This window comes from Streptomyces sp. MJM8645, assembly GCF_001625365.1.
Lineage (GTDB): Bacteria > Actinomycetota > Actinomycetes > Streptomycetales > Streptomycetaceae > Kitasatospora.
Genome location: NZ_LJJF01000001.1, coordinates 7,118,663 through 7,139,350, shown reverse-complemented (window position 1 = coordinate 7,139,350; position 20,688 = coordinate 7,118,663). Strand labels below are relative to the sequence as shown.

The following is a 20,688-nucleotide window of genomic DNA, read 5'->3' as shown; positions in this document are numbered from 1 at the left end:
TCAGCTGGCGTCGAGGCGGGCGGCCCACTGCGCGCGCCAGGCCAGCGCGTCGGCGACGCCCTCGGCGATGCCCCGCCGCGGCTGCCAGCCGAGCAGTTCGCGGGCGGTGTCGACGGCCGCGTAGCAGCCGATCACGTCGCCCGGTCGGGGGCCCGCCTCGCGGACGTCGAGCGTCGCGCCGACGGCCTGCTCGAAGGCGGCGATCAGCTCGCGCACGGTGGTGCCGTCGCCCGTGCCAACGTTGATGACCCGGTAGCGGTCCTCGGCGCCCTCGGCGATCACCTCGTCGAAGCGGAGCAGCGCCGCGACGTGCGCCTCGGCGAGGTCCCGCACGTGGACGTAGTCGCGGATGCCGGAGCCGTCCCTGGTCGCCCAGTCGACGCCGGTGACGGTGAACGGGGTGCCGTTGGTGTGCGCCTCGATCAGCTTGCCCAGGGCGTGGCTGGGGTTGAGGTCCTGGAGCCCGCTGCGCAGCCGCGGGTCGGCGCCGATCGGGTTGAAGTAGCGCAGGGAGATGACCCGCTGCCGCTCGGCGCCCTCCCCCCTGGTCCAGTCCTGGAGCACCTGCTCCATCATCAGCTTGGTGCGCGCGTAGGGGCTGTTGGCTTCGACCGGGCTGCTCTCGTCGACCCGCGCGTCCGGGGTGGGCGCGTAGATGGAGGCGGAGCTGCTGAAGACGACGCGGGTGCAGCCGTGGCGCTGGAGGGCGTCGAGCAGTTCGATGGTCTTGCCGACGTTCTCCCGGTAGTAGTACAGCGGCCTGGCCACCGAGTCCGGGACGACGATCCTGGCCGCGCAGTGCACGGCGGCGTCGATGTCCGGGTGCTCGGCGAAGATCCGGTCGAGCAGGGCCGCATCGGCGACGTCGCCCTGGTAGAACACCTTGCCCTCGACGAACTCGGCCCGGCCCTTAGACAGGTCGTCCAGGATGACCGGGGTGATGCCCTGGTCGAGGAGGGCGAACACCACCGAACTGCCGATGAATCCCGCGCCGCCGGTGATCAGGACCTTCTTCATGCGCGGACGCTCCCTTGCGGTCGGCCGGGCGCCCGGTGGCGCCCGGTGACCTCTGGGACGGTGGTTCGCGCTCGATGGTTCCGTCGGCGGGCTCAGCGGTGGGGGCGGCGGCGGAGCCAGAAGCCGGTGGCGACCAGCACGACGGCCGCGACGGCGGTGCCGATCGCGGCCCAGGTGGCGGCGTCGGGCGTGGTGTCGGAGGGGGTGTCGCGGGCGGCGGAGCGGGCCCGGGCGGCGCTGTCGGCGGCCGGCGGGGCGGTGGGGGCCGTGGGTGTGGGAATGGGAGTGGGGGTGGCCGTGGGAGCGGGCGCGGGTATCGGGGCCCCCGGCAGCGGCGGATCGCCGATCACCGCAGCCTCGACGTCGAGTTCACCCTCGCCGTGCCCCGGCGAGGGAAACGCGCAGTCGACGCTCACCCGCCAGTGCCCGGCCGGGAGGATCTCCCGGGTGGTGTACGTCCCCGGCTCGCCCGGGACGGCGACCAGGCGCCAGGGGCCGACCATGCGACCGTCGGTGGCCGTCGCGGCCAGCGTGCCGGTGAACTCCCCGGTGACCGGGTCGTGGTCGTTCTCCCAGGTGGCGACGGTGCTGACGCGGCCGTTCCGCTGGCCGGAGACGTCCAGGTGGACGGTGTCGCCGTGGGCGGCGACCGGCACGGCGGCGGGCAGCACGGCCGCACCGGCGAGGGCGAGGGCGGCGACGAAGGGTCGGGTTCGCATGGCGGGCAATCCTCGTGAGGGGTGAGGGGCAGGGAGCGGTGACGCCGGGTGCGGGCGCCACCGGGTGGTGGCGGCGCCCGCACCCGGCGCCGCCGGACGGTCTCAGGAGGCCTTCAGCAGCGGCCGGTTGTTGCACGGCCGGCCGTTCGGGCTGCTGGAACTCCCCCCGGGGGCGTGTCTTGTGGATCAGGACACGCCCTAGCCGACCACCGTAGTACCAGCGGCCGTCGAGCCCGAGCACCAGCGCGCCGCCACCCGCCGTGAAGTGAACCGGCCGACGCCGAAGGCGAGTTGCCGCTACGGGGGGCGCGGCTCCGCGCTCCGGCGTCCCATCGCGTTTCCCCTCCTCGTGCGAGGTGCGGGCGCCCTGCCGAGCGGGGGCCCACACCTTCCGGCACTCAGGAGAGCGGTGGGCCGCACGGGAATAACGAAAACCTCTTGCGGAATTCGGCCGCTCGCACGCGGCGGGCCGGGTCGCGCGGAGCTGACGACACCGGGGGGAAGGTCGGGGGCAACCCGTGAGCCCCCGGGGACGGCCCCGGACGCGACGATGCCGGGAAGCGCACTCGGGGGGTGTGCGCTCCCCGGCAACGGGGTGGTGGCGGCCACCCGGCCGGAGTCCCGGGGCCTGGGCTCAGACGGCCGTGACGGGAATGCTAGGGCGTGTCACGGGGCCCTGACCAGAGTCCTGAACTGGCCAATTCCCGCCCAGGACATGCCAGCTGGGGCCGATGACTGACGTACCGTCAACAACCGGCCAGGTCGCCGCCCGGCCACCGGAACCGGTCAGGCCGCCGCCCGCACCGGGGCCTGCTGCGCCGCCGCCCGCCCGCCGGCGCAGCCGCCGTGCAGCCGGGCCAGCCCGGCCGCCAGCCCCGCCCGGTCCCCGGCGAGCCACAGGCGCAGCGCGGCGGACAGCGCGGCGCTGGCCGGTCCGCTCGACGGGCCGCCGGTCCGCGCGATCCGCTCGCCCAACAGCGGCAGCAGGTCCGCGATCGGGGCGGGCAGCCAGAGGGTCAGGGCGCAGGGGGCGGGCCGGGCCAGGACGCGCCGCAGCGGCAGCGCGGAGGCGTCGTCGTGCAGCGCGGGGATGACCTCCAGCAGGCCGTCGACCACCACCTCGGAGACGTCCCCGCCGTGGCCGCGGGCGAGGGCCCGCAGCAGCGCGCGTTCGGCGGCGGTGATCCGGACGGTCAGCATGACCTCGTCGCAGTCCATGGTCCCGGTTCCCCTGTCGTGGAAGTCGTGGCGGTCGTGGCGGTCGTGGCCATCGGGGCCGGTGGGCCCGCCCCGGTGGTTCTCCTGCCCGTCAACGAGGCTCCGCTACCGGCGTTATCAGGCCGTAGTGGCCGTCGTAGCGGCGGTAGAGCACCCGGGCACGGCCGTCGCCGGGGTCGGCGTAGCAGACGAACGGGCCGCCGGCCAGCCAGAGCCGCCGGGCCGCCTCGGTGAGGTCGAGCGGGTCCGCCGGGTCGGCGCCCGTGGACCGGCCCGCCCCGGGCGCGCCGCTGAGCGGGCAGCGGTGGACCAGCGCGTCCCGGCCGGTCACGGCGTCCGCGAAGAGGTGGAACGACCGGTCCAGCGCGAGCAGTTCGCGGGTGGCCTGCTCGGGGGTGCGGCGGGCGAGGACGACCTCCTTGCGCCGGGCGATCCGCCGTTCGGCGAGCGGGCGGGCGGCGTACTGCGGGCGGTAGGCGCTCTCGTGGGCGGCGGCGAATCCGATGTCGCCCTGCTCACGCAGCCGGGCGGCCCGGCCGGCGAGGGTGCCCAGGGCGACGTCGACGGCCTCGCGGGCGGTGGCGGCGGCGAGTTGCACCCGGACCGGACCGGCGCCGGCCAGGTCGACGTCGGCCTGTGCGAGGGCGGGCCGGGTCATGGCCCGGTCGCGCACGCGGGTGAGCCGGATGCGCAGCGCGCGGGTTCCGGGGCCGAGCCCGGCCGCCGTGTCCAGTGCCTGCGCCCGGGCGTACTCGGCGTTCTCGCGCGGCAGCTCGCCGCGGATCTCCACCCGGACGTCGAGGGCGGGCCGGTGGCGCAGACTGGTCATCAGGGTCCTCCTTCTCCCGGACCATGCTGGCCCTCGGGCGGCCGGGCGGCGAGGGTCCAAAGACCCTGCGCGAGGGGACCGGCCCGGATCTTTCCGGTGGGGCCTTCGCCGCAGGTCAGCACCGCGTTCCGGGGCGGTCGGAGCCACTGCGGATGATCGACCGTTGGAGTGATCCACCCGCGTTCGGCGCAACGCCCGTCGAACCGGCGCGTTTGCCATGACGTGCGCCCCTCCAGCCGGGGCACGCGCGGATCCGCGCGAGCCGGCCCCCCACCACCCGGCCGGCCCGTCGGGGCCCCCGGTACCGTCCGCACCGGCTCCTCTGATGAGAGGTACTGACATGACCCTGCTGACCGAGACGCGGCAACGGGACCTCCCCCCGAGAACCGCACCCACCGCACCCCGCACCACCCCCGCGACCGTCCCCCCGCTCGCCCCCGGCGCCGTCCCCGGCCTCGGCCACGCAGCCGCCCTGCTGCGCGACCCGCTCGGCTTCCTCGGCTCGCTCTCCCGGCACGGCGGCGTCGTCCGGATCCGGCTCGGGCCGCGCACCGTCTGCGTGGTCACCGACGCCCCGCTCGTCCACACCCTGCTCGTCGCCCTCGCCTACGACTGCCCGCGCGGCGCCGTCCAGGACACCCTCAAGACGGCGTTCGGCGACGGCCTGCTGATGTCCGAGGGCCAGGCCCACCGCGACCGCCGCCGGATCATCCAACCCGCCTTCGGGCCGGACCGGATGGCCGAGTACGTCGCCGTGATGCACCAGGTCACCGAGGAGCGGGCCAGGCGCTGGCACCCCGGGCAAGTCCTCGACGTGGCCAAGGAGATGAACCACCTCGCGCTGGAGATCGTCACCCGCTCGCTGTTCGACGCCCGGCTGAGCGAGGATGCCACCCTGGCCTTCCACCAGGCCCTGCCGGACCTGGTGAAGGGCCAGATCGTCCAGTCCCTCTACCCGCACCCGGCGCTCGCCCGGCTGCCGCTGGCGGTCAACCGGCGCTTCGACGCCGCCGTCCGGGTGCTCAACCAGGTCGTCGACCAGGCCGTCAGGCCGACGGGCACCCGATCCGCCGAACGGGGCGGCACCCTGCCCGCCCTGCTGCGCGCCGCCACCGACCCGGGCACCGGCCGGCCGCTCACCGAGGCGGACGTCCGGTCCGAGGCGATCACCATGTTCGGCGCCGGCACCGAGACCGTCTCCACCACACTGACCTGGCTCCTCGATGAACTCCTGCGCCACCCCGAGGTGGAGGCCCGGGTGCTCGCCGAACTCGACGAGCACCTGCCCGCCGGAGCCGCCCCCACCCCCGAGGCGCTGGCCAGGCTCACCTACACCCGCAGCGTCACCCAGGAGGTGGTGCGGCTGCACGCACCCAACGCCTTCCTGATGCGCACCGCCCAGGTGCCGGTGGACCTCGGCCCGTACCGGATCCCGGCCGGCACCGAACTGCTCTACAGCCTCACCGCACTGCACCGCGACCCGGACCGCTACCCCGACCCGCTGCGCTTCCGCCCGGAGCGCTGGCAGTCCGGCGGGGCCGGGCGGCACTCCTTCCTCCCGTTCGGGGCCGGAAAGCACAAGTGCATCGGGGAAGCCTTCGCCTGGGCCGAGCTGACGGTCGCGGCGGCCGCGATCCTGCGCCGCTGGCGGCCGGTGGCCGTCCCCGGCGCCCGGGCCCGGGAAGTGGTGTGGACGACGGTCCAGGCGCACGGGCTGCGCGTGCGGCTGACCCCGCGCGGCGCCCGGGTGCCCCGCCCGGACAGCCCGCCGGACGACCGGGTGGGAGAGGGCCGAGCGGGGGACGACCGGGCGGGGGACGACCGGGCGGGGGACGACCGGGCGGGAGAGGACCGGGCGGGAGAGGACCGAGCGGGAGAGGACCGAGCGCGGGACGACCGGGCGGCCGTCGAGGCCCCGCCGGCGGCCCGCTGCCCGGTGAGCATCCCCGCCCCGGCCCCCGCCGCGCCCCAACTCCCGCAACGGTCCGGCGAACTGCGCACCGCCGCGGCCCGGCACGCCGCCTGGGTGGTCGGCCGCAACCTCCTCACCCCGCCCGAGATGACCCGCTACGGGGCCTACGCCCTGCACGAGTTGATCGGCCACGCCTTCCCCCGCGCCCACGGCGCCGACCTCGACCTGCTGGTGGACATGCTGGGCTGGTTCACCATCCTCGACGACCGCTTCGACGGCCCGCCCGGGCGCCGCCCCGTCGAAGCCCGCGACGTCGTCGACCCGCTCATCGACGTCCTGTACCGCACCGGGGCCGATCGGACGGGCGCCTCCGCGCCGGTCGGCGCGGGCCCGGCGCCGCGCTCCGGCGACCACGTACTCCGCGCCTGGCACGACCTGTGGAGCCGCCAGGCGCAGGGCATGTCCCCCAACTGGCGCGCCCGGGCCGCCCGGGAGTGGCAGGCCTGTCTGGAGACCTTCCCCGCCGAGGCCGAACACCGCGCCCACGGCACCGTCCCCGCCCTCGGCCTGCCCGAGACCATGCGGCTGCGCCGCCACGGCAGCTGTCTCTACCCGTTCATGAACATACTGGAACGGGTCCACGGCGCCGACGCCCCCGCCGCCCTCCACGCGGAGCCCGCACTGCACCGGCTGCGTGCCAACACCGCCGACGCCGCCACGCTGATCAACGACCTGTACTCACTGGAGCGGGAGGAACGCCAGAGCGCGGCCGCCTTCAACACCGTCCTCACCCTGCAACGGATCCGCGGCTGCACCCGCAGCCGGGCCGTCGGCGCCGTCCGCTCCCGGGTCGCCCGGCTGCGGCGGGAGAACGACGCCCTGCGCAGCGACCTGCGTCACCGCCACCCGGCCGGGCGCTGGTACCTGGACGGCACCCGGGAGCTCATCGAGGGCGTCCAGGCCTGGACCAGCACCAGCGACCGCTACCTCGTGACGGACGGCCCTCGGACGTAGGAGGTGCCTACTTGCGGCCGCCGAGCGCGAACAGCAGCAGCACGAAGCCGGCGAACAGGTGCGTGGCGAAGATGTAGATGCCCGCCCGGATGAGCATGGCCTTGCGTCGGCGCTTCTCCTCGCGCGTGCCGTCGCTCGTGCTCTCGCTCATGGCGGGGGTTCTCCTCGGGTCGGCCGGCCGGGTCGGGCGCGGGTTCAGCGGGCCCGACGGGCTCGAAGGGTTCAACGGGCTCGACGGGCTCGAAGGGCTCGACACGCTCGACCGGCCCGAGGGCCTCGGCGGGCTCAACGGTGCGGCCGGCCGCCGGGCTCGCGCAGTTCGGTGAGCAGCGCGCCCTGGTCGGTGATCAGCTCGGTCAGGATCCGGCGCGCGGCCCGCAGCAGCTCGGCCACGTCCGGGGTGCTGAGCGCGTACACCACGGTGTTGCCCTCGCGGGTGGCGGCGACCAGTTGGGTACGGCGCAGCACCGCGAGCTGCTGGGAGAGGTTGGAGGGCTCGACCTCGATCTCGGCCAGCAGCTCGCGCACCGGCCGGGGCCCGTCCTGGAGCAGTTCCAGCACCCGGATCCGGACCGGATGGCCGAGGGTGCGGAAGAACTCCGCCTTGGCCTGGTACAGCGGGACGGGCATGGTCCGCGTCCCTCCCTCGGGTACGGCTCGGTGAGCGTGCGGCCGCGTCCTCACCGGCGGCCGGCAAGCATCATCGCCACAGATGAAGATTTCTTCAAGTCGTCACAGTGGGCGCCCGGCCGTCGTCTGGCGGCCGCCCGGCCCACCGGGGCCACCACCGAGTGGTCCACGTCACATCCGGAGGGCGCGCGGGAACGCCGGAAGCCGAGCCCGGGACGCTGCCAACTCCCGGACTCGGCCGTCATGGTGAGGTTCCGTCAGCAGACTACAGGTACATCCACCTCGACCGGGGCCGGCCCCCGCCAGATCGACTCGACGGCGAAGGTCGCGCGGAGGGTCGAACCGCACGGCACGGTGACGCTGACGCCGTCGACCCGCACGGTGGCGGCCGTGAACACGGCGCGCACGCTCGCCGAGCCGAGCGACTCGCCGCCGACCACCCCGGCCGACAGGCGGGTGAGCAGTTCCTGCGGCTTCGGCGGCCACGGGGTGTCCGGGGTGGGCGGACCGGCCAGGCCGATCTGCCCATACAGCACGACGCTGGCGCCGGTGACCTCGGCGCAGACCTTGGTCGACAGCCCGGCCTGCAGGCCGTTGTAGCCGCAGGTCGTCACCGTGGCGGCGGTCTCGGCCGCGCCGCTGGTCGACACGGCGAGCGCCGGCACCGGCGCCGCGAGCAGGGCGACGGCGCCGGCCGCGCCCGAGGCGATCCGGGTGATGCGGTTCATTGCCTCCTCCTTCGGAGGGTACGAGGAACGATCAGAACAGGTGAGGTAGCACATGTGACATTTCACATGCGCCATGAAGAGACTTTGCCATGCGATTCCCATGCCATGACCGCGATTCTGCCTTCGAAGTGCCGAGCAGACCGAAACCAGACCTTTGATGGCGTAATCCCACCCCGGAGGGTCGGGCTCCGCGCACCTGCCACGGCCGGCCTCCCCGGTGCCCGGCGCGGGGCCGGTCGGCCGCCGCCGGCTCAGTCCAGGGAGGCCCGCAGGGCGTCGACCCGGGTGACGGCGGCCGCGAAGGCGGCACGGTCGAGCCGGCCGGAGTCCAGGGCGTCGGCGAGGGCCGTGGTGGCGTCCTCGGCCTGCTGAGGGTCGCGGGCGGAGCAGAGGATCAGGTCCATCCCGGCCTCGGCGGCGGCCACCGCGCGGTCGCCGGGGCCGCCGTACGGGGCGAGGGCCTCGGCCTCCAGGGCGTCGGTGACGGTGACGCCCCGGAAGCCCAGACGGCCGCGCAGCTCGCCCTCGACCACGGCGGGCGACATCCCCGCCGGGCGGTCCGGGTCGAGCACCGGGTAGACCGCCCAGGAGGCCATCACCAGCCGGACGCCCGCCGCGATGGCCGCCCGGTAGGGCTCCTCGCCGCGGGTGCGCAGCTCGTCCAGCGGCACGGACAGGGTGACGGGGCGGTCATCGGTGTTCTCGCCGTTGACTGCCGAGCCCAGCCCGGGGAAGTGCTTGGCGGTGGCGGCGACGCCCAAGCCCTGCTGGGCGGCGAGGAAGGCGCTGCCCAACTCGCCGACGCCGGCGGGGTCCTGACCGTAGGAGCGCTCATGGCGGTCGATGAAGTTGCCCGGGGTGTCGTAGACGTCCAGCACCGGCGCGAGGTTCACGTTGAGCCCCGCGTCCGCGAGCGTCCCGGCGGCGCCGACCCCGGCGCGGCCCGCCGCGCCGAGCGGGTCGGGCTCCGATCCGGTCCGGCGGGCGGAGAGTTCGGGCTCGCCGGGCAGGCGGCGCACCTTGCCGCCTTCCTGGTCGGTCATCAGCAACAGCCCCTCGGACACCGGCGACTGCGCCGCCGCCTGCCGCAACTGACCGACGGCCTCGGCGAGTTGCGCCGGGCTCGTGACATTCTCGGCGAACAGGATGACCCCGGCCGCCCGCCCCTCCCGAATCGTCTGCAGCACGCCCGGCGGCGGTGTCGGACCGGCGTAGGAGAGTACGATCCGGCGCCCCGCGAGCTGCCGCGCGTCCTGGTCGGCCATCTCCGCCGCCACCGTCCCCTCGCCCGGGGCAACTCCCCGCCCCGGTATCGACCCCGGCACGTCCGGTATCGAGGCCCGCGCGGATATTGGTGCGGACGCCGGTGCGGACGCCGACACCGACCCGGCCGGAACCGGCCCGAGCGTGGCCGCCAACACCACCAGCATCGCGCCGAACTGGACGGTGCGCCGAAGCACGGCCATCACGCCTCCCTGAGGTCGGCAGCGGGATACGGCCCGTCAAGGCACCCGAGGCCGTCAAGGCACCCGAGCCCGTCGCCACCATAGCCCGGACCCCGGAGGAGCACACCCGCGCCCGCGCGGACGGGGGACCCGGGTGCCGACGCCCTCAGACCTCAGACCTACCGGCGCAGCAACCGCCCCAGGACGGCGATCCCCTCCGCGATCTCCCCCGGCGCACCCGCCGCGTAGCCGAGCACCAGTCCCGGCGGGTACGGCAGCCGCGCGTGCCAGGACAGCGGCTGCACCTTGACGCCCTCGGCGAGCGCCGCCGTGGCCAGTTCGGTGTCCGTACAGCGGCCCCCGGGCGGCAGGGTGAGCATCAGGTGCAGGCCGGCCGCCGCGCCGTGGACGGTGGCGCCGGGGAGGTGGGCGTGGACGGCGGCGATCATCGCGTCCCGTCGGCGGCGGTGGCGGTGGCGCAACAGCCGCAGGTGGCGGTCGAGTTCGCCGGACTCCATCAGCCGGGCCAGCACCAGCTGCGGCAGCACCGGGTTGCCCAGGTCGGCGAACCGCTTGGCCTCCAGGACGGCCTCGCGCAGCCGCGGCGGCACCAGCAGCCAGCCGGTGCGCAGCGCGGGGGCGAGCAGCTTGGAGATGCTGCCCGCGTAGCAGACCTGCTCCGGCAGGGCGGCGCGCAGCGCGGGGACGGGCGGGCGGTCGTAGCGGTGCTCGGCGTCGTAGTCGTCCTCGATGACCAGGCCGCCCTCGCCCGCCCAGCGCAGCAGTTCGCGCCGCCGCTCGCCGCCGAGGACGACCCCGGTCGGGTACTGGTGGGCCGGGGTGAGCAGGACGGCCGGGGCGCCGGTGGCGCGCAGCGCGTCGACCCGGACGCCCTCGGCGTCGACCGGGACGGGCGGGGTCGCTGCGAGCCAGTGGGCGAGGTGCTGGCGGGCGCCGAGCGAGCCCGGGTCCTCGACGGCGACCTCGGTGACGCCCATCCGGCCGAGGGCCCGGCCGAGCAGGGCGAGGGCCTGGGCCGTCCCGGCGACGATCAGCACCTCGTCCGGGTCGGCGCGGATGCCCCGGTTGCGGGCCAGCCAGTGGGCGACGGCCCTGCGCAGTGCGGGGGTGCCGCGGACGTCGCCGTAGCCGAGGTCGGCGGCGGCGAGGCCGTCGAGGACGGCGCGTTCGGCGCGCAGCCAGGCGGTGCGGGGGAAGGCGGCGAGGTCGGGCACGCCGGGCGTGAGGTCGATCCGGGCGGGCGTGCCGCGCAGCAGGTCGAACACCTCGGGGTCGGGGTCGGCGTGGAACAGGACGGGCTCTGGCCGGGCGCGCGGCGGGGCCGGGGATGTGGCTGACAACGGGGATGCGGCCGACAAGGGGGGCGCGGCCGACAACGGGGGCGCGGGCGGCGCCGGAACCGCGACGACGACGGTGCCGCCCCTGCCCCGGCCGGCGATCTGGCCCTCCTCGGCGAGGCGCCGGTAGGCGTCGGTCACCACTCCCCGGGAGACGCCGAGTTCGGCCGCCAGCCCCCGGGTGGCGGGCAGCCTGCTGCCCGTGGGGAGGCGGCCGTCGGCGATGGCCTCGCGCAGTCGGCGGGCGAGCCAGCCGGTCAGGCCGCCGGGCGGGGCGTCGGCGGTGTCGAGCTGGAGGAAGTCGGCGCCCGGGTCCGCCTGTTTGGACCTGTCGTCTGGCGCTTCTTTGGACCTGTTCACCGGGCCATTGTGGCGTGAGGGTGGGGCCATGACCACGGAAACGGCACCACTGAACGACCGGCAGGACGCCGAAGGCCCCGACCACCTCACCGGCTACGTCCCGGGTTACGTCCACGGCTACTCGGAGACCGAGGCGCAACGGCTCGGCGACCAGGCGGACACCCTCGCCGAGCTGCTGCACGCGGGCACCGCGTACCCGGCGGGCAGCCGGGTGCTGGAGGCCGGCTGCGGGGTGGGGGCGCAGACCGCGCACCTGCTGGCCGCCAGTCCCGGCGTGCTGCTGACGGCGGTGGACGTCTCGGCGGAGTCGCTGGCGCAGGCCCGGGCCCGGGTGGCGGCCGAGGCGCCCACCGCGCGGGTCACCTGGCACCACGGCGACCTGCACCGACTCCCCTTCCCGGACGGCGCGTTCGACCACGTCTTCGTGTGCTTCGTGCTGGAGCACCTGGCCGATCCGGTGGCCGCGTTGACCGCGCTGCGGCGGGTGCTGCGGCCGGGCGGGACGATCACGGTGATCGAGGGCGACCACGGCTCGGCCTTCTTCCACCCGCAGGGCCCGGCGGCCCGCGACGCGGTCGACCTGCTGGTGCGGCTCCAGGCGGCGGCGGGCGGCGACGCCCTGCTCGGGCGCCGCCTGTACCCGCTCCTGGCGGAGGCCGGCTTCCGGGACGCGGCCGTCCGCCCCCGCACCGTCCACGCCGACGGCGCCCGCCCCGCCCTGGTCGAGGGCTTCACCCGGCGCACCTTCGTCGCGATGGTCGAGGCCGTCCGCACCGAGGCGCTGGCTGCCGGGCTGACCACCCCCGACGCCTTCGACCGCGGCATCGCCGAACTGCGCCGCACGGCCGAGCCGGGCGGGACGTTCCACTACACCTTCTTCAAGGCGGTGGCGGTCAACCCGTAGGCCGGTCGGGCGGGGAGGTCCGCCCGCCTGCCCGCCCGCTCACTCCGGGCTGTCGCCGAGGGCGGCCAGGAGGGTGCGCATGGCGTCGACGAGCGCGGCGGTCCGGGGGGCGTCGAGGCCGGCGAGGAGGAGCCGCTCGGTGGCGAGGTGGTCGGGGAGGGCGCGGTCGATCAGGGCGTGGCCCTCGGGGGTGAGCCCGACCACGCGGCTGCGGCCGTCCTGGTCACTCTGGGTGCGGGTGACCAGGCCGCGGGCCTCCAGACGGTCGAGGCGCTGGGTGATGGCTCCGGAGGTGACCATGGCGGACTGCATCAGCCCGGTGGGGGTGAGGCGGTAGGGCGGGCCGCTGCGCTTGAGGGTGGCGAGGACGTCGAAGGAGGCGGCGTCCAGGCCGTGTTCGCCGAAGGTCCGGTTGAGCTCCGCGTCCATCAGGCGGTAGAGGCGCTTGAGCCGGCCGATCACCTCCATCGGGGAGACGTCCAGGTCGGGGCGTTCGGCGGCCCACTGCGCGACTACTCGGTCCACATGATCTGCATCTGCCACAGGTTCAGGGTAGGGGATTCCGCCGGGATTCCTTAGCGATGAGGTAACTGTGAGCCACGTCACCCCGCCAAAGCGGTGAGAGATGTCTTAGCACTGAGATACATTTGCTTAGTGCTAAGAAACCGCCTCGGAATCGTGCTGGTGACGGCGATAGCCCCCGCCGTCTGGGGGTCGACGTACATCGTCACCACCGAACTGCTCCCGCCCCACCGTCCACTCCTCGCGGCCGTCCTCCGGGCCCTGCCCGCAGGACTGCTGCTGATCGCCGTCACCCGCCAGCTGCCGAAGGGCAGCTGGTGGTGGCGCGCACTGGTCCTCGGCGCGCTGAACATCGGCGCCTTCCTCGCCCTCCTCTTCATCGCCGCCTACCGCCTCCCCGGCGGGGTCGCCGCCACCGTCGGCGCCGTCCAGCCGCTGATCACCGCCGGACTCTCGGCCGCACTGCTCGGCGACCGGCTCACACCGCGCACGGTGATCTGCGGCATCGCGGGGATCGCGGGCGTCAGCCTGCTCGTCCTGCGGGCCAACGCCCAGCTGGACGCCGTCGGCGTGGCCGCCGCGCTCGCCGGCGCGGTCGTCATGGCCACCGGCGTCGTCCTCTCCAAGCGCTGGGTCTCCCCCGCCCCGCTGCTCGCCACCACCGGCTGGCAGCTCACCGCCGGCGGACTGCTGCTGGTGCCGGTCGCGCTGTTCGTCGAGGGCGCCCCGCCGTCCCACCTCACCGGCGGCAACCTGCTCGGCTACGGCTACCTCAGCCTGATCGGCGCGGCGCTCACGTACGCGCTCTGGTTCCGCGGGATCCGGGCACTACCGCCGACCTCGGTCTCCTTCCTCTCGCTGCTCAGCCCGGTGGTCGCCACCGCGATCGGCTGGCTGGCCCTCGGGCAGGACCTCAGCCCGCTCCAGGCGCTCGGCGCACTGATCGTCCTCGGCTCACTGATCGCGGCCCAGACCCGGCGACGCCCCAGCACCGCCGCGGCCACTGCGCCCGCCGTACCCAGCGCCCCGGCCGCCGCGCCGCCCGTCCGCGAGAACGCCTGACCCCGCCCCGCTCCCGCCGAACTCCCCTCCGCACTCCCCGACCCCCGCCCAGCAGCCGCTGACACCCCACCGCACCAGGAGAACCTCCATGCACATCACCGTGTTCGGCGCCACCGGCAACGTCGGCAGCCGGGTGGTGACCGAGGCGCTCGCCCGCCACCACCGGATCACCGCCGTCCTGCGCGACCCCGCCAAACCGCACGGCCTGCCGGCCGCCGTCGCCCTCGGTGTCGGCGACGCCCGCAACCCCGAGGACGTCGCCCGCCTCGCCGCCGGGCAGGACCTGGTGATCACCGCCACCCGCCCGGCGCCCGGCAGCGAGCACGAGCTGTCCGCCGCCACCCGGGGCCTGCTGGCCGGTCTCGCCGGAACGGGCGTGCGCCTGATGGCCGTCGGCGGCGCGGGCAGCCTCACCCTCCCCGGCCGCGACGGGACGACCCTCGCCGACGACCCCGGCTTCCCCGCCGAACTCCGGCCGATCGCCCGGGCCTGCCGCGAGCAGCTCGACCTCTACCGCGCCGCCGACCCGGACGTCGACTGGACCTACCTGAGCCCCGCCGCCCTGCTCGAACCCGGCGAGCGCACCGGCCGCTTCCGGCTCGGACGGGACGAACTGCTGGTGGACGCCGAGGGCGCCTCGGTGATCTCCATGGAGGACCTCGCCGTCGCCCTGCTCGACGAGGCCGAGCAGCCCGCACACCGCCGCACCCGCTTCACCGCCGCCTACTGACCTGGGGCGATCCTCCGTGTCCGGGGTGTACCCAGCACCACCCCGGACACGGAACCCCGCATGATCGACCGTCAGGGCGGGCTCGGACAGGATCATTCCCGTGAACACCAACGCATCGAACACCACGGCCTCGCACACCATCACGCCGAGCACCACCGCGCCGAACACCACCGCCTCGCACACCCCGGCGGCCGGCGCCCCCGCCTCCCGCACCCGGCGCGCCGCCGTGGCCGTCGTCGCCGCCGTCCTGGCCGGCCTGGCCGTGCCGGCCACCGCCAGCGCTGCCCCGGACGCCGGTCGGAACCCGGGCGACGCCGAGGTCGCCCCCGCCCGCTACACCCACCAGACCCTCGCCTGGCAGCCCTGCGCCAAGCAGCCGGCGCTGGACTGCGCCACCATGACCGCCCCGCGCGACTGGCACCACGCCGACGCCGGCGCCGACGTGACGATCGCCGTCTCCCGGCACCGCGCCGGCGACCCGGCCAAGCGCAAGGGCACGCTGCTGATGGCCGCCGGCGGCCCCGGCGCGTCGGGCCTGCTGCGCCCGGCGAACCTGGCCACCGCCGCCCCGGCCGTCGGCGCCGCGTACGACATCGTGGGCTTCGACCAGCGCGGGGTCGGCGAGAGCACCCGGGCCGTGTGCCAGACGCCGGAGGAGTTCCAGGACTTCCTGGCCGGCGACTTCCGCGACCAGTCCCCGGCGGCGATCGACCGGGTGGTCGCCAACTCCAAGAAGCTGGCTGCCAGTTGCCAGGAGCGCACGGGCGACCTGCTGCCCTACCTGAACACCGAGCAGACCGCCCACGACATCGACCTGTTCCGCGGCCTGCTCGGCGAGCAGAAGCTCAGCTACTTCGGCCCGTCCTACGCCTCGATGATCGGGGCCTACTACGGGACGCTCTTCCCGCACCGGGTCGAGCGGATGGTCCTGGACAGCAACATCGGCTTCGACGGCACCTGGGAGAAGTTCGAACTGGGCCAGCCGATGAGCTTCCAGCGCCGCTTCGACGAGGACTTCGTGCCGTGGCTGGCGGCCCGCGACGCCACCTACCACTGGGGCTCCACCCCCGAGGAGGTGCAGGCGCGCTGGGAGCAGCGGCGCGCCGCGCTGCACGACCAGCCCATCACCGACGGCTCCCTGACGATCGGCCCGAACCAGCTGGACAACGGCGCGATCAGCGCGATCTACGAGCGGGACACCTTCCCCTTCCTCGCCCAGGCCCTGACCGCGGTCGACGACTGGCAGGGGGCCGACCCCGCGGCCAAGACGATGGCCGGGCGGCTGTTCGGCCAGTACCTCAGCCCGGAGTTCCTCGCCGAGTACTTCTCGGTGACCTGCAACGACACCCCGTGGACCAAGGACATGGACACCTGGGTCCAGCACGGCGCGGAGAACACCGCGCGCTACCCGCTGGTGGGCGCCCGCACGCTGGCCTTCAGCGCGGTCTGCGCGTCCTGGCCGACCGCGCCCGCCCCCAAGGTCAAGGTGACCGGCGCCCACCTGCCGACGGTGCTGATGCTCAACTCGGTGCACGACCCGGCGACGTACTACGAGGCGGCGCTCGGCGCGCACCGCGCGCTGCGCGGCTCCAAGCTGGTGACCGTCACCGGGAGCGGCGACCACGGCCAGTACCCCACCGCCAACTCCTGCGTCACGAACGTCGTCGAGAGCTACCTGCTGGGCGGCCGCGCCCCCGAGCGCGACCTCGTCTGCCCCACCCCGCAGGCGGGTTGAGCGTCCGGCCGCTCCACCGCGGCCGTGGCACGCACCGGGTGAGGCCCGGCGGGGCGCGATTGGCCGAAAGACTGCCAAAGTCCAAGCGGGCGGGCGCCGTTGTGCCTCACCACTCCCGGCTCCGGGGAATACTGCGATGGACGTAGTCGCCACACACAGGAGCGAGCCATGGTGAAGGTCGTCGAGACCACGGATACCCAGATCACCGCCGCAGTGGCCGAGCAGGCGCAGGAGGCCGACCTCGGCCTGCTGCGCCAGTGCTTCCTGGTGCTGACGAAGACACGACTGTTCGGCCAGCCGCGCGAGCAGGAGAAGCTCCGGGTCTACCACTTCGACCACGGCCTGGTGCACGAGGGCGGCGGCCTGGAGCTCACGGTCTTCCGCTGGGACGAGGTCTCGACCGTGATGCAGTCGACCGTCGCCCACTACACGCACAGCATCTACACCGAAACGGACTTCTCCTACCAGTTCACCCGGGACGACGGGGAGACGTTCACGATCGACGGCAAGTACCGCGACCCTCGGCGCGCCAAGCTCAGCGGCGGGGACAAAGGCACCCAGCTGGGCAGGTGGGCGGAGTTGGGCGAGACCGCCGCACACTACGTCGCGGCCACCCAGCTGTCCGGGGCCCGGGCCTCACTGGCGGACGGAGAGGAACTGGCCTTCGGTGACCTGCTGGTCAGCTCGGCCGGACTGAGCACGGTGAAGCGCGGTTTCGTGCCCTGGTCCGACATCAAGTCGATCAGCGTGGTCAACGGCTACCTGGTGGTCAAGAAGGACGGCAAGTTCCTCTCGCTGTCGAACACCGCGGTCAGCCTGATCCCGAACTACGCGCTCTTCATGATGCTGCTGGGCCGTTCCGGCTGACGCACGGCCGGCCCGGACGGACCCTGGAGCGCCGTCAGGACGGCGAGTCGCTCGCCGAACGCCCCAGCCGCGACCGGAGCCAGGCGAAGGCGGCGGCGAGCCCGGCGAAGCCCCCGACGGCGAGCTTGATGCCGGCCTTGGCGACGATCCAGCCGACCCAGGGGACGCTCCAGCCCAGCCAGTGGAAGACGGCCAGCAGGACGGCGGCGCCGCAGAGGGCGGCGAGCACCGTGACGGCCACGGCGGCGGCCCGCGAGAGCTCTCGCGGGCCGTCGCCCGTCGCGTCCTGCGACTGGTCGCCCGTCAGCTGCTTCGTGTCCCCATCACCCATGGGGATCATCCTACGGATTCCTCACCGGCTTCCTCACCGACGGGCGCGATGGGTGTCGCCGAGGTGCTCGCCGGTCTCGTCGTCGGGGAAGCTGACGGCGAGGGTGACGCGGTACTCGTCCACGTCCTCGCGGTGCCCCGGCACCCGGGCCCAGGCCAGCGAGTGCACCTCGGCCCCGGGGGCCTGCCGGCACCAGGCGGCGGCCTCCTCCAGTACGCGGGCGGCCGAACGCCCGGTGCACACCACGGCGGTGTACGCGGCGACGGCGAGGTCCCCACCGCTGCGGGCGACCCGCGAGACCGCCCGGACGGCGGCCGCGGCCTGGGTCAGGTCGCGGGCCAGGTCGTCGACCACCCGAGGAGGGGTCGGCAGGACGACCGCTCCCTCGGCGACGGTCTCGGGCAGGTTCGCGCTCACAGTCCGGGCCTCCATCCGCATGGTCACGGGGCACAGCATGCCGGGCGGAGATTCCTGGCATGCCCTTTTCACCAGAACGTCACCCGTCCAGGGGCGAGTTGGGGCCGCCCCCTGGCGTCCGCACGCCCGCCCTGGTAGGGAAACACCCACCCGGCGGCCGGCATCCACGCAGGTCAGGAGGGTCGACGGCGGGCGCCGCCGGGGAGCCCGGAACGACGCGCACGCACCACCCCCGCGCCCCAGACCGCCGGTCCGGGCCCCTGCACGCCCGGCCCACCACCGGCACGCCCCCGGTCAACTCCCTTGGCAGAAAGGGGATATGCCGCCGACACCCGACCCGGACACCCCTCCGGCGCCGCCACCGGGCCTGTGGACGGAACCTGCGGGGGACGCGCGCGCACGCCAACTCGCTTACCCGGCAGGGCCGTCGGCCCGCCCGGCCGCGACGCGGATCCGGCCCCGAACCGAGCCCGAGCGGCAGCTCCCCCACCCCTGGTGACGTGCGGCTTGTGACGCCGGTGCCGGGCCGGGGCAACCTCCGGCCACCCCTGTCGCGTCAGATCGTCGTGATACTAATCGTTGCGACTGTGGGAGCCGCCGGCCGGCGGCAGGCACGATGACGGCGGTTCATCCGTTCCGGGAGGGCCGGGACGGCTACGGGGAGGGGCACGGTATGACGGCGAGGTTCGGCAAGGTGCAGGGCGGGCGCGGGCTGCGGCTCGGCAAGCGGGTCACGGGGACGGCTGCGGCCTTCACCGCACTCGCCGCGCTGACGGGCTCCCAGGTGACGGGCTTCGGGCTCGCCCCGGTCGCGGCCGCCGACGCCGTGACGGCGCCGGACACCGCCGGCTCACCGGCCGGTGGCGGCCCGACCGCCGGCGCCGGCAGCACCTTCGGCACCGGCCTCCCGGCCGACGGCGGCGGCACCGTCCAACTGCCGCAGCCGCCCGGCACGGTGCCCGGCGCGCCCACCGCCGGCCCCTTCGCCGCCACCGGCCCGGCCCTGCCCGCGACCGTGCTCGCCGCCTACCGCCAGGCCGAGGCCTCGGCCGCGCAGCGCTCGCCCGGCTGCCACCTGCCGTGGCAACTGCTGGCCGCGATCGGCCAGGTCGAGTCCGGCCAGGCCAACGGCGGCCAGGTGGACGCGGCGGGGACGACCCTCACCCCGATCCTCGGACCGGCCCTGGACGGCAACGGCTTCGCCGCGATACCCGACAGCGACGGCGGGCGCTACGACGGCGACGCACGCTGGGACCGCGCCGTCGGACCGATGCAGTTCATCCCCTCCACCTGGGCGACCTGGGGCACGGACGCCAACGGCGACGGCAAGGCCGACCCGAACAACATCTTCGACGCCGCCGAGAGCGCCGCCCGCTACCTGTGCGCGGGCGGGCGCGACCTCGCCGACCCGGCGCAGCTCGACCGGGCGATCCTCAGCTACAACAACTCGGGCGAGTACCTGCGGACGGTCCGCAACTGGATGGCGCACTACGGCAGCGGCACCGTCACCACCGTGCCGAACCGCCCGGCCTCCTCGACCCCGCCGGCCTCGCTGCCGTCCCCGCTCCTGCCGCTCGTGCCGCTGCTGCCCCCGACCGGGACGACTCCGGGCGCCACCACCGGGACGCCAAGCGCCCCCGCGACCACCCCGACCCCGGGCGGGCAGCCCTCGCCGAGCGCGCAGCCGACCTCGCCGGCCCCGACGCAGTCGTCCTCCGCGCAGCCGACGACGGACCCGAGCACCACCCCGACGGGCACGCCCAGCAGCACGCCGCCGTCGACCGCGCCGGCCACGCCGTCCGGCACGCCGTCGACCACTCCGTCGGGCACCCCGTCCGGAACGCCGTCGGGCACCCCGTCCGGAACGCCGTCGGGCACCCCGTCCGGAACGCCGTCCGGCACCCCCACCACGACGCCGACCACGACGCCGACCGGAACGCCCACCGGCTGCCCGAGCCCGACGGCCACGGCCACGACCACCCCGACGGGCAGCCCGTCCCCGACGGCCACCCCGACCGGAACGCCGACCGGCACCCCGGCCACCCCCGGATGCGCCACGGCGACGCCGACCCCCGGCGGCACCCCCACCCCGGGCGGCACCCCCTCCTCCGCCGCCCCGAGCACGACCCCCAGCGCGGGCCTCTCCCCCTCGGCGGCCCCGCCGACCCGCTGACACCGCCTCATCCGCCGACGGCCCGCACCCCTGGTGCGGGCCGTCCGCGTTCCCCGCCCCGCCCGCTACGCTCCCGAGACCGAGACCGAGCCCTACGCCGGATCCGACCCGGCCCCGGCCCCGGCCCCCGGCAGCGCCCCCGGCCCCAGCCCCTCCCGGTGCACCCGCCACCGCGCGAGCATGCCGTGCAGTTCGTCCACCATGAACGCGAAGAAGGCCGCGCTCTCCCCCAGCCGCGCCCCCGCGACGGTGCCCGCGCCGACGGTGGCCTCGCCGTCCCTGAGCACCCGCACCCAGCGCAGCAGGTACTCGTCGCGCCGGGTCAGCGACTCGAACCAGACGTCGTTCAGCACCCGGTAGCGGTCGCGCCGCGAGCCCGGCTCGCGTTCCTTGGCGGCCAGGCCGATCTGGATGAGGTAGCGCATCCCGCCGGACACCGCGGCCGGGCTGATCCGCAGCCGCTCGGAGAGCTCGGCGGAGGTCAGGACGCCGCTCTCCTCGGCCATCAGGCAGGAGAAGAGGCGGGACGGCATCCGGCCCATGCCCGCGGACGCCAGCTCGGCCGCGAACCGTTCGACGAAGTCCGACACCGCCTGCTCGTCGCGCCCCTGCTCCGCTTCCCGCTCCACCACGCGCGCCTTCCCCTCTCCGGTGATCAACAACTCGACTGAACTTTAACGCCTTCCCAATATTCACGTTTTTCTGAAACTACGGTAG

Annotated in this window: 20 protein-coding genes; 7 read left to right on the top strand and 13 right to left on the bottom strand. The window is 75.1% G+C overall.

Annotated elements, in window-relative coordinates; genetic code table 11:
* The 4 genes from galE to A6F73_RS30030 all read right to left on the bottom strand — a co-directional run bounded on the left by galE (position 1) and on the right by A6F73_RS30030 (position 3,783).
* Positions 1-1,017 carry a UDP-glucose 4-epimerase GalE gene (galE, locus tag A6F73_RS30045; protein WP_063350643.1) on the bottom strand — a complete coding sequence of 339 codons (1,017 nt, stop codon included), beginning with the start codon at positions 1,015-1,017 and terminating at the stop codon, positions 1-3.
* Between the two features lie 92 nt (positions 1,018-1,109).
* Entirely contained in the window at positions 1,110-1,736 is a 627-nt protein-coding gene (locus A6F73_RS30040; RefSeq protein ID WP_063350642.1) for a hypothetical protein, read from the bottom strand.
* 786 nt (positions 1,737-2,522) lie between these two features.
* Positions 2,523-2,954, bottom strand: coding sequence for a hypothetical protein (locus tag A6F73_RS30035; protein WP_063350641.1), 432 nt, complete (start codon positions 2,952-2,954; stop codon positions 2,523-2,525).
* A gap of 91 nt (positions 2,955-3,045) precedes the next feature.
* Positions 3,046-3,783, bottom strand: a complete 738-nt coding sequence (locus A6F73_RS30030) for a sigma 54 modulation/S30EA ribosomal C-terminal domain-containing protein (RefSeq protein WP_079136139.1) — start codon at positions 3,781-3,783, stop codon at positions 3,046-3,048.
* A 340-nt stretch (positions 3,784-4,123) separates the two neighbouring features.
* On the opposite strand from A6F73_RS30030, the gene A6F73_RS44180 reads away from it, so the two are divergent.
* Positions 4,124-6,709, top strand: coding sequence for a cytochrome P450 (locus A6F73_RS44180; protein WP_063350640.1), 2,586 nt, complete (start codon positions 4,124-4,126; stop codon positions 6,707-6,709).
* Between the two features lie 7 nt (positions 6,710-6,716).
* On the opposite strand, the gene A6F73_RS41715 is transcribed toward A6F73_RS44180, so the two are convergent.
* The 5 genes from A6F73_RS41715 to A6F73_RS30000 form a co-directional block, all read right to left on the bottom strand.
* Positions 6,717-6,860, bottom strand: coding sequence for a DUF6126 family protein (locus A6F73_RS41715; RefSeq protein WP_159398578.1), 144 nt, complete (start codon positions 6,858-6,860; stop codon positions 6,717-6,719).
* A 134-nt stretch (positions 6,861-6,994) separates the two neighbouring features.
* Complete coding sequence (locus tag A6F73_RS30015; protein ID WP_063350638.1) at positions 6,995-7,339, bottom strand: metalloregulator ArsR/SmtB family transcription factor; 345 nt, start codon at positions 7,337-7,339, stop codon at positions 6,995-6,997.
* A gap of 257 nt (positions 7,340-7,596) precedes the next feature.
* Positions 7,597-8,067, bottom strand: coding sequence for a hypothetical protein (locus A6F73_RS30010; RefSeq protein ID WP_063350637.1), 471 nt, complete (start codon positions 8,065-8,067; stop codon positions 7,597-7,599).
* 251 nt (positions 8,068-8,318) lie between these two features.
* The gene (locus tag A6F73_RS30005) at positions 8,319-9,533 is read right to left on the bottom strand and encodes a glycoside hydrolase family 3 N-terminal domain-containing protein (protein ID WP_244293551.1); all 1,215 of its coding nucleotides are present in this window, start codon (positions 9,531-9,533) and stop codon (positions 8,319-8,321) included.
* 158 nt (positions 9,534-9,691) lie between these two features.
* Positions 9,692-11,230 carry a PLP-dependent aminotransferase family protein gene (locus A6F73_RS30000; protein ID WP_063350636.1) on the bottom strand — a complete coding sequence of 513 codons (1,539 nt, stop codon included), beginning with the start codon at positions 11,228-11,230 and terminating at the stop codon, positions 9,692-9,694.
* A 28-nt stretch (positions 11,231-11,258) separates the two neighbouring features.
* Here A6F73_RS30000 and A6F73_RS29995 point away from each other — a divergent pair, with 28 nt between their 5' ends.
* On the top strand, positions 11,259-12,134 hold the full coding sequence (locus tag A6F73_RS29995; protein WP_079136136.1) for an L-histidine N(alpha)-methyltransferase: 876 nt from the start codon (positions 11,259-11,261) through the stop codon (positions 12,132-12,134).
* A gap of 39 nt (positions 12,135-12,173) precedes the next feature.
* Here A6F73_RS29995 and A6F73_RS29990 read toward each other — a convergent pair whose 3' ends face one another.
* The gene (locus A6F73_RS29990) at positions 12,174-12,677 is read right to left on the bottom strand and encodes a MarR family transcriptional regulator (RefSeq protein WP_063350635.1); all 504 of its coding nucleotides are present in this window, start codon (positions 12,675-12,677) and stop codon (positions 12,174-12,176) included.
* A 111-nt stretch (positions 12,678-12,788) separates the two neighbouring features.
* On the opposite strand from A6F73_RS29990, the gene A6F73_RS29985 reads away from it, so the two are divergent.
* The 4 genes from A6F73_RS29985 to A6F73_RS29970 all read left to right on the top strand — a co-directional run bounded on the left by A6F73_RS29985 (position 12,789) and on the right by A6F73_RS29970 (position 17,050).
* Positions 12,789-13,718, top strand: a complete 930-nt coding sequence (locus A6F73_RS29985; RefSeq protein WP_063350634.1) for an EamA family transporter — start codon at positions 12,789-12,791, stop codon at positions 13,716-13,718.
* An 88-nt stretch (positions 13,719-13,806) separates the two neighbouring features.
* The gene (locus A6F73_RS29980; protein WP_063350633.1) at positions 13,807-14,448 is read left to right on the top strand and encodes an NAD(P)H-binding protein; all 642 of its coding nucleotides are present in this window, start codon (positions 13,807-13,809) and stop codon (positions 14,446-14,448) included.
* Between the two features lie 100 nt (positions 14,449-14,548).
* Positions 14,549-16,183 (top strand): alpha/beta hydrolase, encoded by a 1,635-nt coding sequence (locus tag A6F73_RS29975; protein ID WP_244293550.1) that lies wholly within the window; start codon positions 14,549-14,551, stop codon positions 16,181-16,183.
* Positions 16,184-16,351: 168 nt separating this feature from the next.
* On the top strand, positions 16,352-17,050 hold the full coding sequence (locus tag A6F73_RS29970) for a DUF6585 family protein (protein WP_063350632.1): 699 nt from the start codon (positions 16,352-16,354) through the stop codon (positions 17,048-17,050).
* Positions 17,051-17,084: 34 nt separating this feature from the next.
* Here A6F73_RS29970 and A6F73_RS29965 read toward each other — a convergent pair whose 3' ends face one another.
* Both A6F73_RS29965 and A6F73_RS29960 read right to left on the bottom strand, forming a co-directional pair.
* Entirely contained in the window at positions 17,085-17,381 is a 297-nt protein-coding gene (locus A6F73_RS29965; protein ID WP_159398577.1) for a hypothetical protein, read from the bottom strand.
* Positions 17,382-17,414: 33 nt separating this feature from the next.
* Positions 17,415-17,798, bottom strand: a complete 384-nt coding sequence (locus A6F73_RS29960; RefSeq protein WP_159398576.1) for a hypothetical protein — start codon at positions 17,796-17,798, stop codon at positions 17,415-17,417.
* Positions 17,799-18,471: 673 nt separating this feature from the next.
* Between A6F73_RS29960 and A6F73_RS29955 the strand changes: the two genes are divergently transcribed.
* Positions 18,472-19,971, top strand: a complete 1,500-nt coding sequence (locus A6F73_RS29955; RefSeq protein WP_063350629.1) for a lytic murein transglycosylase — start codon at positions 18,472-18,474, stop codon at positions 19,969-19,971.
* A gap of 92 nt (positions 19,972-20,063) precedes the next feature.
* Here the strand turns inward: A6F73_RS29955 and A6F73_RS29950 are convergent, their stop codons facing one another.
* Positions 20,064-20,630: a MarR family transcriptional regulator gene (locus tag A6F73_RS29950; protein ID WP_244293549.1), complete on the bottom strand. Its 567-nt coding sequence runs from the start codon at positions 20,628-20,630 to the stop codon at positions 20,064-20,066.
* Positions 20,631-20,688 lie beyond the last annotated feature (58 nt).

Excerpts from the sequence above, each read along its gene's own strand:
- A6F73_RS29965 (WP_159398577.1), bottom strand. The coding sequence starts at position 17,381 with ATGGGTGATGGGGACACGAAGCAGCTGACGGGCGACCAGTCGCAGGAC.
- A6F73_RS30040 (WP_063350642.1), bottom strand. The coding sequence starts at position 1,736 with ATGCGAACCCGACCCTTCGTCGCCGCCCTCGCCCTCGCCGGTGCGGCC.
- A6F73_RS30030 (WP_079136139.1), bottom strand. The coding sequence starts at position 3,783 with ATGACCAGTCTGCGCCACCGGCCCGCCCTCGACGTCCGGGTGGAGATC.
- A6F73_RS29980 (WP_063350633.1), top strand. The coding sequence starts at position 13,807 with ATGCACATCACCGTGTTCGGCGCCACCGGCAACGTCGGCAGCCGGGTG.
- A6F73_RS30005 (WP_244293551.1), bottom strand. The coding sequence starts at position 9,533 with ATGGCCGTGCTTCGGCGCACCGTCCAGTTCGGCGCGATGCTGGTGGTG.
- A6F73_RS30035 (WP_063350641.1), bottom strand. The coding sequence starts at position 2,954 with ATGGACTGCGACGAGGTCATGCTGACCGTCCGGATCACCGCCGCCGAA.
- A6F73_RS29970 (WP_063350632.1), top strand. The coding sequence starts at position 16,352 with ATGGTGAAGGTCGTCGAGACCACGGATACCCAGATCACCGCCGCAGTG.
- A6F73_RS29995 (WP_079136136.1), top strand. The coding sequence starts at position 11,259 with ATGACCACGGAAACGGCACCACTGAACGACCGGCAGGACGCCGAAGGC.
- A6F73_RS44180 (WP_063350640.1), top strand. The coding sequence starts at position 4,124 with ATGACCCTGCTGACCGAGACGCGGCAACGGGACCTCCCCCCGAGAACC.
- A6F73_RS41715 (WP_159398578.1), bottom strand. The coding sequence starts at position 6,860 with ATGAGCGAGAGCACGAGCGACGGCACGCGCGAGGAGAAGCGCCGACGC.
- A6F73_RS30010 (WP_063350637.1), bottom strand. The coding sequence starts at position 8,067 with ATGAACCGCATCACCCGGATCGCCTCGGGCGCGGCCGGCGCCGTCGCC.
- A6F73_RS30015 (WP_063350638.1), bottom strand. The coding sequence starts at position 7,339 with ATGCCCGTCCCGCTGTACCAGGCCAAGGCGGAGTTCTTCCGCACCCTC.
- A6F73_RS29955 (WP_063350629.1), top strand. The coding sequence starts at position 18,472 with ATGACGGCGAGGTTCGGCAAGGTGCAGGGCGGGCGCGGGCTGCGGCTC.
- galE (WP_063350643.1), bottom strand. The coding sequence starts at position 1,017 with ATGAAGAAGGTCCTGATCACCGGCGGCGCGGGATTCATCGGCAGTTCG.